Origin of the sequence: Aquibacillus rhizosphaerae, from assembly GCF_030282825.1 — a bacterium.
GTDB lineage: Bacteria > Bacillota > Bacilli > Bacillales > Amphibacillaceae > Aquibacillus_C > Aquibacillus_C rhizosphaerae.
Map to the genome: position 1 here is coordinate 1 of NZ_JASTZU010000003.1, position 15223 is coordinate 15223.

General features: G+C 35.0%; 11 protein-coding genes and 1 riboswitch. All 11 genes read left to right on the forward strand.

The window, feature by feature from the left end:
• The first annotated feature begins 235 nt into the window (after positions 1-235).
• A riboswitch (PreQ1 riboswitch) is annotated at positions 236-283 on the forward strand.
• Positions 284-365: 82 nt separating this feature from the next.
• The 11 genes from queF (at position 366) to QQS35_RS00845 (ending at position 15007) form a co-directional block, all read left to right on the forward strand.
• Complete coding sequence (queF, locus tag QQS35_RS00795; RefSeq protein WP_285929806.1) at positions 366-863, forward strand: preQ(1) synthase; 498 nt, start codon at positions 366-368, stop codon at positions 861-863.
• Positions 864-906: 43 nt separating this feature from the next.
• Positions 907-1545 carry a queuosine precursor transporter gene (locus QQS35_RS00800; protein ID WP_285929809.1) on the forward strand — a complete coding sequence of 213 codons (639 nt, stop codon included), beginning with the start codon at positions 907-909 and terminating at the stop codon, positions 1543-1545.
• A 235-nt stretch (positions 1546-1780) separates the two neighbouring features.
• On the forward strand, positions 1781-2539 hold the full coding sequence (locus QQS35_RS00805) for a C40 family peptidase (protein ID WP_285929810.1): 759 nt from the start codon (positions 1781-1783) through the stop codon (positions 2537-2539).
• A gap of 59 nt (positions 2540-2598) precedes the next feature.
• Positions 2599-3600 (forward strand): NADPH:quinone oxidoreductase family protein, encoded by a 1002-nt coding sequence (locus QQS35_RS00810; protein ID WP_285929811.1) that lies wholly within the window; start codon positions 2599-2601, stop codon positions 3598-3600.
• 71 nt (positions 3601-3671) lie between these two features.
• Positions 3672-4007, forward strand: coding sequence for a YckD family protein (locus QQS35_RS00815; RefSeq protein ID WP_285929812.1), 336 nt, complete (start codon positions 3672-3674; stop codon positions 4005-4007).
• A 361-nt stretch (positions 4008-4368) separates the two neighbouring features.
• A complete protein-coding gene (gene araD / locus QQS35_RS00820; protein WP_285929813.1) occupies positions 4369-5058 on the forward strand; it encodes an L-ribulose-5-phosphate 4-epimerase in 690 nt (229 codons plus the stop codon).
• Positions 5059-5074: 16 nt separating this feature from the next.
• The gene (locus QQS35_RS00825) at positions 5075-6745 is read left to right on the forward strand and encodes a ribulokinase (RefSeq protein ID WP_285929814.1); all 1671 of its coding nucleotides are present in this window, start codon (positions 5075-5077) and stop codon (positions 6743-6745) included.
• A 39-nt stretch (positions 6746-6784) separates the two neighbouring features.
• On the forward strand, positions 6785-8269 hold the full coding sequence (gene araA, locus QQS35_RS00830; RefSeq protein ID WP_285929815.1) for an L-arabinose isomerase: 1485 nt from the start codon (positions 6785-6787) through the stop codon (positions 8267-8269).
• Positions 8270-8466: 197 nt separating this feature from the next.
• Complete coding sequence (locus tag QQS35_RS00835; RefSeq protein ID WP_285929816.1) at positions 8467-9588, forward strand: GntR family transcriptional regulator; 1122 nt, start codon at positions 8467-8469, stop codon at positions 9586-9588.
• Positions 9589-10104: 516 nt separating this feature from the next.
• Positions 10105-11871: a methyl-accepting chemotaxis protein gene (locus QQS35_RS00840; RefSeq protein WP_285929817.1), complete on the forward strand. Its 1767-nt coding sequence runs from the start codon at positions 10105-10107 to the stop codon at positions 11869-11871.
• A gap of 175 nt (positions 11872-12046) precedes the next feature.
• Entirely contained in the window at positions 12047-15007 is a 2961-nt protein-coding gene (locus QQS35_RS00845; protein ID WP_285929818.1) for an EAL domain-containing protein, read from the forward strand.
• Positions 15008-15223 lie beyond the last annotated feature (216 nt).

Sequence of the window (15223 nt, forward strand, 5' to 3'; positions counted from 1 at the left end):
CGGTTTTATTCTGAGTTAGCTGAAGCCGTGCCTGCGGAAAGGGAGCCAATTTTGCTTGAGGAGCGAGGCCAGTGCTCTATTGCGTACTTTATATTAACTTCGTAGAAGCATCAGTTTAAAAATAGGTTTTGTTCAACGATGAAATTAATTGTTTAACGGAGATATAAATGAATGTTGACAGATATAATACACGTCTATATAATAAATCGAGTAATTATATATCATTCCGTTAGAAACGGGAGAGGTTCTTAGCTACAAACCCTCTATAAAAAACTAAGGACATATGATGTGATCATAGCCATGTCCCTTAGGGAATGGCTTTTTTTGATTGTAATAATAGTAGAACAACGAGGAGGTAGACAACAATGACTGGTAGAGAAGATGAAGATTTAACAGAGCTATCTTTGCTCGGGAGTCAAGGAACAATTTATGCCTTTGATTACACTCCTGAAGTGCTAGAAGCTTTTGATAATAAACACCCTAACCGTGATTATTTCGTCAAATTCAACTGTCCTGAATTCACAACACTTTGTCCAAAAACAATGCAACCGGACTTTGGGAGTGTATATATAAGTTATATTCCAGATGAAAAAATGGTGGAAAGTAAATCATTAAAATTATATTTATTTAGTTTTCGTAATCATGGTGACTTTCATGAAGATAGTATGAATATTATTATGAATGATTTGATAAACCTCATGGATCCACGCTACATTGAAGTGTGGGGTAAGTTTACGCCAAGGGGTGGTATTTCTATTGATCCTTATTGCAATTATGGAAAGCCTGGTACTAAATTTGAACAAATAGCAGATCACAGATTAATGAATCACGATATGTATCCTGAAAAGATTGATAATCGCTAATGAGGGTTAGCTTTGAAGCCTCTACAGAAGAGGAGAAGATGAATTGTTTATTTATTTAAATGCGCTATTTGTGGGACTATTAGTTTTATCCAATATATTAGGTGTAAAATTGTTTAGTGTAGGCGAGTATATGTTGCCTGCTGCGGCAGTGGTTTATGTTGTAACGTATTTACTAACAGATGTAATAAGTGAAGTTTATGGGAAAGATGCAGCACGTAAAACAGTACAGGCTGGTTTCTTTACACAGGTCGTTGCATTAGTTTTCATATTTGTTGCTATTCAATTACCAGCAGCGCCTGCCTTTGGTTTACAAACAGAATTTTCTGCGATTCTTGGAGGAAGTTTTCGAGTAATGTTAGCCAGTCTAGTGGCGTATGTCATAAGCCAAAATTTGGATGTTTCTATATTTCATCGCTTGAAAAAGAAACATGGTGAAAAAAAGCTATGGTTGCGCAATAATTTATCGACAATGTCAAGTCAACTTATAGACACAACCATTTTTATTACTATAGCTTTTGTTGGGTCTGTGCCAATGCAAGTACTACTTGGTATGATTGTGACACAATACGTATTTAAATTAATTGTAGCTGCTGTGGATACCCCATTAGTATATCTACTTGTTAAATGGGCGAAGAGAGATAAACAATACCCAACTTATACTGCAGAAGCAAAGGCTTCTTAAAGATAGAAAGTAAGTAATAAAGCAGGTGATTTTAAATCACCTGCTTTATTTCATATTCTGAGAAATGATAAAATTAAAAGTGGGACTAGGACTCCCGTCGCTTTTATTCTTAATTAATGTTAATTGTGAACTTCTTAACAGAAGTGGGTTTAGATTGTATGTATAATATTAGACAAACCACACATTAACGTTTATCGCCACCCTTGAATAAATTGTAGATAGGCGGTGATAAACAATGATAAAACACTTTAAGGTAATACAAAACAAAGATTGTATTAATGTTCAACAAGTATCCAAAATAGCTTTTCATCACATCTGTTTGTATTTAGATGGTCAGTTGGTGGCGGTATATTATCGTGGAGATAATTTTTATGTTACATTAGAAAAAAAACATAAACACTTGATGGTAGTTGGATTCAGCCTTAATAATCAAATGAATGTACCAATTGGAGAACAGTATGTATTAGGAACTTCTGGCACTAGGGGAAGGGATTTTAAGGCAGGAGATGTTTTGGTTGCAAGTGACAATGTATTTCAAGCCTTGACGGGCTATATGGGCCACTCCGCAATTGTAGTGGATGAACACAATGTAATTGAATCACCGGGTGGTCATCCAGCAATAAGAAAAGATACAATTCAGCAGTTTCTGGATAAGCATCCTGAACATGCGCAATTTAGACCAGTATCTTCGGAATTAGGTGAATCTGCAGCAAGTTATGCAAAAGAGTATTTAGCTGCTTATCAGCAAAAGTTAGAAAAAGGAGAAAAAAAACCGGTGTTTTCCTTTAAACTAACTCAATCTCTTGAAGATCCTTGGGAATATATTTACTGTTCTAAACTTATTTGGTTAAGTTATTCACTAGGGGCAGATTATAAGTTGGATAATGATTATTTATGGTATTCTCCCGAAGATCTATATACAAATTTAAAAGAAAATGATGATTTCAAAACAATCTATCAACATGAGTTTGTGAAATTTCATATTGATACGTAACGCATCGATTGGTGCGCTACGTATTTATTTTATAAAAAAGTAAAAGGAGAATTATAATAATGGTCGAAACATTTAAAGCATTCAAACTACGCCAACAGGATAACGAGTTTACCTCTCAAATTGAAAAGATGACGTTACCAGAATTACCGACATCGGATGTACTCATCCGTGTGCACTACTCAAGTGTAAATTATAAAGATGGTTTAGCGAGCACTCCCAAAAGTACCATCGTAAAACAATACCCGTTTGTCCCAGGGATTGATTTGGCAGGGGTAGTAGAAGAGTCAAATGACGATAGATTTAATAAAGGTGACAAGGTTATCGCAACAAGTTATGAAATAGGAGTATCGCATTTTGGTGGATTTAGTGAATACGCAAGCATTCCAGCTGATTGGATTGTTCCCTTGCCTGAGGGACTCACATTAAAAGAAGCGATGGTATATGGAACTGCTGGTTTTACTGCAGCTTTATCAATTCAACGTTTAGAAGAAAATGGAGTAACACCTAATAAAGGAAATGTACTCGTTACAGGTGCTACTGGAGGAGTAGGGACTTTAGCTATTGCAATGCTAAACAAACTAGGCTATCAAGTGACTGCTAGCACGGGGAAGCTATCTTCAATGGACTTTTTAAAACAACTAGGTGCAACAAATGTGATTACACGAGAAGATGTTTATGAAGAAAAGGTCCCAGCGCTGGCTAAACAACATTGGGCTGCAGCGGTTGACCCCGTAGGAGGACAGACATTGGCATCGATGTTAAGCAAAATTAACTATGGTGGTTCTGTTGCTGTTAGTGGTTTAACTGGAGGTACATCAGTTCCAACAACTGTATTCCCCTTCATTTTACGAGGTGTAAGTTTAATTGGTATTGATTCTGTCTATTGTCCAATGAATATAAGAAAAAAGATTTGGGACCGCATGGCGAATGATTTAAAACCGGAAAACATGGGTAGCTTAACGAAAGAAATACACTTAGAAGAGCTGTCCACATCATTAAATAACATATTAGAAGGTAAATCGTTGGGAAGAACAGTAGTCAACCTTATTGATGAAAATTAAATAGCAAGTCATGTATAGAATCCTTTCCGATTGCAGAAATTAAATTGAAATTCGGAAAAGGAGATGAGTAAATGAGAAAATTAACTTCATTCATTCTAATTGCTGTTCTTTCTTTATCTTTTATAGGGTTAAGTACTATTTCGATAAGTGCTGAACATGACCATGGCAAAACACCAAAATATAAAGAGGTAAAATTAACAGATGAACAGACAGAGGAATTAAAAGTGTTGTATGAAGACCTTGTTAATCAAAGAAAAGGGATTATCAACAAGTACTTAGAATTTGGTGTTTTAACTGAAGAAGATGCAACTAAAATAAAAGGACACTTAGATACTTTTTATGAAAAGATGGAAGAAGATCGGTTTATACCTAAGTGGGAAAAACACCATAAAAAGACAGCAGAATAAATCTTAAATTAGAACCTTAATACATTAGTCATTGTATTGAGGTTTTTTGATGTAAAATAGTCAAACTTGTTTATTATCAATAATAAAAAATAAATGAATTTTGTCAAAAAGGTAGCATATAGTTGTATGGAATATAGAATTAAAAATAATATTAATATGGAAAAGAATATATCTTATAAAAAAATAATCTTTTAAAAACCTTAATATATTACAGTTTCTTTAGAAAATAGTGTAATTTTTTAAAAATTATATACTTATGTATTGATTGTACGTACGAATTATATTACTATAAAAACTAAGAATGAAAATATACGTACAAGAATAGTGTTTTTAAAAAGTATATGGAAAGGCGTTGATAGATTTGTTAGAAAATTTAAAACAACAAGTTTTAGAGGCTAATCTGGCCTTACCTAAGTATGGATTAGTAACATTTACCTGGGGTAATGTAAGCGGTTTCGACAAAGATTCTGGACTAGTTGTAATTAAGCCAAGTGGAGTTCCTTATGAGGATCTCTCTGTGGAAGATTTAGTTGTGTTGAATTTGGATGGGGAAATTGTTGAAGGGAAACTAAAACCTTCCTCTGATACACCTACCCACCTAATATTATATAAAAATTTCCCTGGTATTGGTGGGGTTGTGCATACGCATTCACCATGGGCAACTAGTTGGGCTCAAGCAGGTAAACCTATACCTGCACTCGGAACGACCCAAGCCGACTATTTTTATGGGTCAATTCCTTGTACAAGAAGAATGACAGAACAAGAAATTAAAGGTGAATACGAGCTAGAGACAGGTAATGTCATCGTAGAAACCTTTAAAGAAATTAACCCACTTGAAATTCCGAGTGTTTTAGTTCATAGCCATGCACCGTTTAATTGGGGTAAAGATGCTAATGAGGCGGTCCATAATGCCGTAGTTGTAGAAGAAGTAGCTAAAATGGCATTACGGACATACCAAATTAACCCAGATGCACCTCCAATGGACCAAGAGCTATTAGATAAACACTATTTGAGAAAACATGGTTCAAATGCTTATTACGGCCAGAAGTAATAAGGAGGTACTATAAGTGGTAAAAAAGTATGCGATTGGTGTAGATTATGGAACTGAATCTGGTAGAGCAGTATTAGTATCCTTAGCAGATGGCAGGGAAATAGCAGATCACGTTACACCTTATTCGCATGGGGTAATTGTTGATAAATTACCGGAGTCAGGTATAGAGATTGGATTTGATTGGGCTTTAGAACACCCTGCAGATTATATAGATGTATTAAAATATTCTATACCAGCAGTACTCAAGGAATCTGGGATAGATCCTAGTGATATTATTGGTGTGGGAATTGACTTTACTGCATGTACGATGCTTCCAGTGGATAGGGACGGAGAACCATTAATGTTCGATCCAAAGTGGAAAGATAATCCCAATGCTTGGCCAAAGCTTTGGAAACACCATGCAGCACAAGGTGAAGCAAATAAATTAACTAAAATTGCCGAAAAGCGAGGAGAGAAATTTCTATCCCGCTATGGTGGGAAGATATCTTCCGAGTGGATGATTGCAAAAGTATGGCAAGTCCTCAATGAAGCACCAGAGGTATACGACGCAGCGGATAGGTTTGTTGAAGCGACAGATTGGCTTATATCAAAAATGACTAGTGATTTTGTTCGTAACAGTTGTGCTGCAGGTTATAAAGCGTTTTGGCACAAGCAAGAAGGCTATCCAAGCAAAGAATTCTTTAAAGCACTAGATCCACGTTTAGAAGATTTAACGGCAACAAAATTACGTGGAGAAGTTCTACCTTTAGGATCAAAAGCTGGTGAGTTAACAGAAGAGATTGCAAAGCTTACCGGGTTAAACATTGGGACTGCAGTAGCTGTTGGAAATGTAGATGCACATGCGGCTGTGCCTGCAATGGGAGTAACATCACCTGGTAAACTAGTAATGTCAATGGGTACATCTATTTGCCACATGTTACTAGGAACTGAAGAAAAACAGGTTGAGGGCATGTGTGGTGTTGTAGAAGATGGAATCATACCTGGGTTTTATGGATATGAAGCTGGACAAACAGCTGTAGGAGATATCTTTGCATGGTTTGTAAAACAAGCTGTACCAGCATATGTATTAGAAGCGGCAAATAAAGAAGAAGTGAATGAACACCAGTGGTTAGAACAAAAGGCTTCAGAGTATAAGCCTGGTGAAACAGGACTGTTAGCTTTAGACTGGTGGAATGGTAATCGATCTGTATTAGTAGATACAGAATTAAGCGGACTTCTGATTGGTGCGACATTACAAACGAAGCCTGAAGAAATTTACCGTACTCTATTAGAGGCAACAGCATTTGGTACTAGAAAAATAATTGATGCATTCCAAGATAATGGAGTAGCCGTAGATGAATTATATGCATGTGGTGGTTTACCTCAGAAAAACAAATTATTGATGCAAATATATGCCGATGTTACAAATCGAACAATTAAAATTGCTGCTTCAACACAAACACCTGCTTTAGGTGCTGCGATGTTTGGAGCTGTGGCAGCTGGTGCTGATAAAGGTGGGTATGATTCTATTGTAGATGCCGCTGGTAAAATGGCACGAATTAAAGATGAAGCGATTACACCAATACCAGAGAATGTAGCTATTTATGAAAAGTTATACCAAGAGTATTCAAGACTGCATGACTATTTTGGACGTGGAGAAAATGATGTTATGAAACGACTGAAATTTATCCGTTCAGAAGCAAAATAAAAATGAACTTATTATTCAATTTATCTAGGAGGAAACGCAATGTTAAAGACAAGAGATTACGAATTTTGGTTTGTTACAGGTAGTCAAAACCTATATGGTGACGATGCATTAAAGGAAGTAGAAAACAATTCAAAACAAGTTGTAGAGGGATTAAACGAAAAAGGTGAACTTCCATTCAAGGTTGTATTCAAATCTGTGCTAAAAACTGCAACTGAAATTAAGCAGTTAAGTTTAGATGCTAATAATGATGAGAATTGTGCTGGGTTAATAACGTGGATGCATACATTTTCACCTGCAAAAATGTGGATAGCTGGTTTAGCTTCCCTTCAAAAGCCATTATTGCACTTGCATACACAATTCAACCGTGATATTCCATGGAGCGATATTGATATGGATTTTATGAACCTGAACCAAGCGGCTCACGGTGACAGAGAATATGGATTTATCGGTACTCGTATGAATATATCACGTAAGGTAATTGTTGGGCACTGGACAAATAAAGAAGTAACAACAAAACTATCGGACTGGATGCGTACTGCTGTAGCTGTAACAGAAGGTTCTAACATAAGAGTAGCTCGTTTTGGTGACAATATGAGAAATGTTGCTGTAACAGACGGAGACAAAGTAGAAGCACAAATCAAATTTGGTTGGGTTGTTGATTATTACGGAATAGGTGACCTTGTAGAAGAGATGAGTAAAGTTACCGATGAGCAACTGGATAACCTGTATAAGGAATATAATGAATTATATGATTTACCAGCCGAAGCTAGTGAACCTGGTGCAGTGAGAGATTCTATTTTAGAGCAAGGACGGATAGAATTAGGACTTAAATCATTTTTATCAAAAGGAAACTACAGTGCATTCACAACTAACTTCGAAGACTTGCATGGCATGAAACAATTACCAGGACTTGCAGCGCAACGCTTGATGGCTGAAGGATACGGTTTTGCTGGTGAGGGTGATTGGAGAACTGCTGCACTATTACGTTTCATGAAAATAGTTTCTGGTAATAAGAGTACTTCGTTTATGGAGGATTATACGTACCATTTAGAGCCTGGAAACGAAATGGTTCTTGGTTCGCATATGCTGGAGATTTGTCCAACTGTGTCAGCGACTAAACCAAAAATTGTTGTCAACCCTCTTGGAATTGGTGGTAAAGAAGATCCGGCACGTTTAGTCTTTGATGGTAAAGGTGGAGATGGTCTTAATGCTTCCCTTGTGGAAATGGGTGGAAGATATCGTCTTGTTATAAACGAAGTGAAAGCAGAACAACCAACAATCGAAACACCTAACCTTCCAGTTGCTAAAGTATTGTGGAAACCGCAACCTTCATTAAGTGAAGGAACAGAAGCGTGGATTTATGCTGGTGGTGCACACCATACTGTATTCTCATTAGAAGTAACAACGGAGCAGCTATATGACTTTGCGGATATGGCTAAGATAGAATGTGTTGTCATTGATAAAGATACAAACGTTAGACAGTTCAGAAATGAACTAAAATGGAATGAAGCAATCTGGCGTTAACAGTTACGCAGAGATTTACAATGTAAATCTCTGCGTTATTTTTCTATCGAGTGTATATGGAGTCAAAAATAAAACAGGTTTCTATCGTTGATAAACTTACGTATTATAGTAGTTACTAATTCCGTACATGAATGCTATAATATTATAGTTGAACTTATACCTATATGTAGGCAAGAGATTATACCCGAGGTGATAGTATGGAAACAAAATACAATATTGTAAAGCAAGCTATAAAGTCTAAAATACTGGATGGTTCCTTTCAACCCCACCAGAAAATAAGTTCGGAAAGTGAATTAATGAAACAATTCGAGGTTAGTCGTCATACTGTTCGTCTTGCTATCGGTGATCTTGTCAATCAAGGTTGGTTATATAGGGAACAAGGGGCAGGGACTTTCTGTGCAGATAGATCGAAGGAAGAAAATAAAGCAAATGGAATGCCGCAAAAAAACATAGCAATTATTACTACGCATATTTCTGATTATATTTTCCCCTCGATAATTAGAGGTGCTGAATCTTACCTAAGTGAGCAAGGCTATCATGTTAGTTTGTTTAGTACGAATAATGACCATGATAATGAAAAGCGCTTTTTAGAAAAAATATTAACGCAACACTTTGATGGTGTGATTATAGAACCTACTAAGAGTGCCTTAACAAATCCAAATATAAATTATTACTTAAATCTAGAACGTCAAAACATACCGTATATCATGATAAATGCTTACTATGATGAGTTAGAACCACTTAGTATAGTCTTAGATGATGAAAAAGGCGGTTATCTTCAAACAGAACACCTTATTAAGTTAGGTCATGAAAATATAATCGGTTTTTTTAAGTCGGATGATATTCAAGGTACCAAACGTATGAAAGGATATTTAAAGGCACATCGTGCTTATAATATTCCGATAAATCCAAACAATATTGTCACTTATAAATCTACTGAAAAAGCAACAAGGCCGATACAAGAGTTAAGTAGTTATTTAGATAAGTCCAATGTAAACAAACCAACTGCAATGGTTTGTTATAATGACGAGCTAGCGATAAAGTTATTGGATGTTCTCAGGGACAAAAATATGCAAGTGCCAGATGATATTTCTGTTGTTGGCTTCGATGATTCATTTTTAGCGAAAGTTTCTGAAGTTAAACTGACAACCGTCGAGCATCCTCAAAGTGAGATGGGTAAAATGGCAGGAAAAGTAATTCTTGATTTGATTAACACGAATATTGGTAATCAAAGAAAAGTGGAGGAAAAAGTTGAATCAGTTGTATTTGAACCAAAATTGATTGTTCGAAGCTCCACTGCAGAACTAAAGAACAAGTAACTTACTTAAAAATAAGAACGATATGAATCTATCTGTAGATGGATTTCATATCGTTTTTTTAATGGCAGGAAAGATGCTTGTGCCGCATCTAGCTTCAGCGCCTATCCGAGGCAAACATTTTTATCGGATAGATGTTTGTCTTAAATTCCATTCTTAAGCGAGTATTTTGAACGTTTGTGAGGTTTGCAAAAATTGATTGATAAATATTAAATTTAAATAAATAAAAATGTACGTACATATTGTCGATTTTAGTTGAAATTTAGTATAAATATAAGCTATTATATATACATGGTTAAAATGAATTAGATTAATGATGAAATATGTAGATTTCTCCACTAAACAAGGACTAAAGTTCTACGTTTCATCAATCTAATGAAGTTAAATGGATATATTGAAATTAATTGAGGGGAGTGGGTTAACACTGTCTTTATGGGCAAAATCACCAAATTAATGAAAGCGATAACATGAGTGTGATAAGAGTTATACATACAAGTGTAAATTGGAGGAGGGGTTAATTTGAAACAGTTTTTTAAGAATATCACTCATTTTTCAAACAAGCCTAGAAAAAGAAATGGTGTGAAAAATGGGATGTTTAATAATTTTAATATCGGTAAAAAATTTGGTGTTGCTTTAACAATTGTCTTTATATTATTTGGTATTTCTACTGCAATAGTAGCGAGTCTAATCGCTGGTATAGGAGAAAATGTTGATGCATTAGATAGAAGGTCTGATCGAGCTTTAGATATTTCTGAAGTAAATACGCTAACACAAACGATGGGGCTTCGTATTGCGAATTACGTCCATTATTCTACGCAGTCTTATGTAACAGAATATAATGACCGACGTCAGCAATATAATTTGCTAATAGATAAATTAGAGCCTGAAATGGATACCCCGGAACAAAAAGAATTACTAACTCAGGTAGTTAATAACAATCAACTAATTGATGAGAGGTTCACGCAAGATATTATTCCAGCTGTAGAAAATGGAGACTTTGTCACAGCAAAAAGGACAGCTCAAGAAGTGGACGGTCTTCAATTAGAGACGGTTGTTATTTTAGATATACTTCGTGATATTGTGAATGATGAAAGTCAATTAGCGGTTGAAGAAGTGAAAGAAAGTCAACAATTAACCTTTTTTGCATTAACCATATCAATGATTGTATCGATAGTAGTAGGTAGTGTTCTTGTATTTTTCATTAGCAGGAAAGTATCTCGCAATCTTAAAAAGGTTGTTGAGGTCAGTGATAAGATAGCGGACGGTGATCTTTCTATCCAATCAATAGATTACCAAGGTAAAGATGAAATTGGTCGTATAGCAACTGCAATTAATGTTATGGGTTCGAATTTAAGAACAATGATTCAAAATATAGTTAACGTTTCAGAAACAGTAAATAGTCAAAGTGAAAAACTCTCACATTCAGCCAATGAAGTAAAGTTAGGTTCTGAACAAGTTGCTTCTACAATGGCGGAATTGGCGACCGGTACGGAATCACAAGCTAATCATATCAGTGAATTTTCTGTGGCTATGGGTACGTTTAGTGAAATGGTGAGTGAAGCAAATGAAAATGGTGGACTTATTCGTCAATCATCTAATACAGTCTTGGGAATGACAAAGAATGGTTCTAACTTAATGAATTTATCAATAACACAAATGGGAAAAATCGATCAAATTGTAAAGGATGCTGTTCAGAAAGTACAAGGGCTTGATGCTAAGTCTCAGGAAATAACTAAATTAGTATCTGTTATAAAAGATATATCGGACCAAACGAATTTATTGGCATTAAATGCGGCAATAGAAGCTGCTCGTGCTGGAGAGCATGGCAAAGGATTTGCTGTTGTAGCAGATGAAGTTCGTAAGTTGGCAGAGCAAGTTGGAGTATCGGTGAAAGATATTACAACTATTGTTCAAAACATTAAAACAGAGTCAAGTGTTGTAACAGAGTCTCTGCAAAGTGGATATAACGAAGTCAAAGAAGGTACCAGTCAAATTAAAGCAACGGGTGAAACTTTCACTGATATAGATCATGCAATAAATAGTATGGTAGAAACTATAGAAAATGTAACAAACAATTTACTTAATATCACTGCAAGAAGCCAAGAAATGAATGCTACGTTACAAGAAGTGGCATCCATATCTGAAGAGTCAGCTGCGGGTGTAGAAGAAGCTTCTGCCACAACGGAACAAACAAGTGCTTCGATGGAAGAAGTTTCAGGTAATTCAACTGAACTAAACAAGTTATCTATTAAACTAAAGGATATAATTGGAAAATTCAGAATTTAAAAGGTTATCTATATGAAAGAAAATTAGGATAGTTAGTTAGAATAGTAACTAGCTATCCCTTTTGTTAGTTTTACTAATGGTTTTGGAATAAGATGCTTACGTTTAGACAACGTCATGAAGAAGAAAAATTACAAAAGTAAATAATTACTACTCAAAAGCATGAGGAGGGATATCTTTGGAAGTTAAAGTTATAGGTGTTCTAACACCTATATTAGATGGTTTTTATTATGGTAACCTATTAACAGGTATCTCGAAACAAGCAAGAGAGTATGATGTGAAAGTAGTTGTAGTAGGAACATCTGCAAATTATTATTCAAATGCATTTGCTCTGGATTATGTCGATAGCTGGATTGTTATCATGGATGCCGTAGATCAAAAATACATTGATAAGCTCAAAACGCAAGGTAAACCAGTTGTGGGAATTAATACTTTATTAGACTGTGACAATGCTATTTCAATTAATAATAAAAAAATGATGAAAAATGCAGTGGCGCACTTAATCGACCATGGGCATCAAAGAATTGCCTATGTTGGTGATAACTATTTTTATGATGCAAGAGAACGTTTTGAAGGCTATCTTGAACAATTAAAAGATAACCAAATAGAATTTCAGGATACATGGTTTTATAATACGTTAGAATTAGAGATTAACGACATTGCTCAAAAAATAATCGATAATAAACTGCGATGCACCGCCATTGTTTGTGTGAATGATAGCATAGCAGTCGAGTTAACCCATTATTTTAAACAAAATAATATAAGTGTACCGGAAGATATAGCGATAATAGGTTTCGATGACAGTCCTAATGCTAAATTAAACAACCCATCGTTGTCTACAATACATCTCCCAGTCAGTGAAATAGGGGAACGAGCAGTAACGACATTGGTACACGATTTTAAAAGTAAATTGTCGACAATTATTTCTACACATCCGGTATACCGAAAAAGTTGTGGATGTAATGATATAGGACTTGAAAATAGTAATGTTGACCAATCTGAATCTGTCAACTATCTAAGCAATATGGTTGCACGAAATTTTAATTTAGGGCAGTTGATGCAATCGTCAGATTATAAAGATATTATCGACATGAGTTGGATAATCCACACCCCATTTAGAAGAGGGGTGTTTGGGTTATTAGGTGAAAACAACAGACAAGTTCTTGATATAAAAAAATATGTATTAGAAGTAGATAAAGAAACGCCGGTGGTTACACAAATGGATAAGTGTTATCCAAATCAATTTCCACCCAAAGATATTCTCTTTGACGAATCTTTTATGCAAAATGAAAATGTAATCATTATTATTCCAATAATACAAGAAGGTAATGAATTGGGTGTAATGGCTTTTGTTGGTTTAGAAGATGTTGCAAAACAGTTAACCCCGTTAAATACTACCTATCAATTAGTGAATTTTTTTGCATCATCACTCCATCGGAATGCTATGAACAAGGAATTAAATACGTATTCACACCAACTTGAAATTATTTCGCATATTATGTACGACGGGATATGGGATTTGGATTTTACAACTAAAAAAATCAAAAGTCGTGGTGGAATAAATAAGAAACTAGGATACTCAGATGTTGTATTAGAAGTGTCCATATCCAAGGCTATGGAGAAAGTTCACCACTATGATTGGATTGCAGTCGAGAATAGTTATTATAATCATGTAAATCATGGCAAGAGTTTCGAAGTGGAATGCAGGTTATCCCAATTTAATGGAAATTACACGTGGTGTTATATTACTGGACAAGCCATAAAAGATCCACATGGTGAAATTGTGCAAATGCTTGGGTCAATTATGGACATCTCTAAACGAAAAAAATCAGAACAACGTATCAATGAACTTGCGTATCAGGATGCGTTAACAGGTTTATCTAATCGTGTGTATTTTGAGGAGCAGTTAATTTTAATGTTAAAAAGAGCAGACAGAAAAACAAACAAAGTAGCTCTTTTGTTATTTGATCTCGATCGTTTTAAAGTTATTAATGATAACTTTGGGCACCAAGCAGGAGATAGGTTATTAAAATCCGTAGCAGAGCGAGTTCAAACTATTGCAAGTCAAGACTATTTAATTGCCAGAATAGGTGGAGATGAGTTTGTGATTGCGATACCGGATTTTGATGAAGTGAAAGAGCCATACAATTTTGGTGAAATACTGGTATCTACCCTAAGTTATCCTTTTATAGATGGTGCTATAGAATATCATGTATCTAGTAGCATTGGATTAAGTGTTTATCCTGATGATTGTTCGGATGCAGAAACAATGATGTTACATGCAGATATCGCGATGTACAGAGCAAAAACTACTGGAAGAAATCGCCTGCAAGTGTACTGTGATGAAATTATAAGTTACCATTCAGAGCACTTATATATGGAAAACCAGTTGAGAAAGGCGTTAGAAAGAAATGAATTCTCGATTTATTATCAACCAATATTAAATTTAAAATCAGAAGAAATATTAGGGTTTGAAGCACTATTAAGATGGAACTCTAAAGACTTGGGAGTTGTAAAACCATTTGATTTTATCCCTGTAGCTGAAGAAACGGGATTAATAACCCCAATTGGAGAATGGGTTCTTTATCAAGCTTGTTTATTCAATAAAAAATGGAGTGACAAAGGGGAAAATCATAAGGTTTTTGTAAATATCTCACCTCGACAATTAAATCATCCAAATTTCCTAGAAAAACTAAAGAATATCTTGAAGGAAACTAAAATCAATCATGATAATCTTTGTTTGGAAATTACTGAAAGCGCAATGTTAAATGATATCGTGCACCATTCAAAAGTGTTTAACGAAATAATAAAGCTAGGAGTAGGAATAGTCATGGATGACTTTGGTACGGGTTATTCATCACTCTCATTACTGAAAAATTTTCCAATTCAAATGGTAAAAATAGATAAAACATTTATAGATGATGTAGAAACAGATATAAAGGATAGATCTATTGTAGAGGCGATTGTTAACATGTCTCATGTTATGTCATTAAAAGTAATTGCAGAAGGAATTGAAACTGAAGAACAAATGGAACTCTTAAAGGAATGCAAGGTAGACTTTATTCAAGGTTTTTACTTTAGTAAACCATTACCATCTGAGAATGTAGAATCAACTCTATTAAATAATAAGTTTTTATAGATGTGAAAACCTGTACGAAAAGGTACGTATGAATGAAAAAAATATTCTTTTCATAAGTGACATTTTTCTACAAAAAAGTGATTGACACGTCCGAACAAGTGTATTATATTAAATACATGAAGTATGCGTTTTCACTTCTGTCACAAGCGAGTTTAGAGGGGGAACACTTATTTTTTTGAGAAACATGTAAGGGTTTGCAATTAGCGCTAGTTATGT

Excerpts from the sequence above, each read along its gene's own strand:
- araA (WP_285929815.1), top strand. The coding sequence starts at position 6,785 with ATGTTAAAGACAAGAGATTACGAATTTTGGTTTGTTACAGGTAGTCAA.
- QQS35_RS00835 (WP_285929816.1), top strand. The coding sequence starts at position 8,467 with ATGGAAACAAAATACAATATTGTAAAGCAAGCTATAAAGTCTAAAATA.
- QQS35_RS00810 (WP_285929811.1), top strand. The coding sequence starts at position 2,599 with ATGGTCGAAACATTTAAAGCATTCAAACTACGCCAACAGGATAACGAG.
- QQS35_RS00815 (WP_285929812.1), top strand. The coding sequence starts at position 3,672 with ATGAGAAAATTAACTTCATTCATTCTAATTGCTGTTCTTTCTTTATCT.
- queF (WP_285929806.1), top strand. The coding sequence starts at position 366 with ATGACTGGTAGAGAAGATGAAGATTTAACAGAGCTATCTTTGCTCGGG.
- QQS35_RS00805 (WP_285929810.1), top strand. The coding sequence starts at position 1,781 with ATGATAAAACACTTTAAGGTAATACAAAACAAAGATTGTATTAATGTT.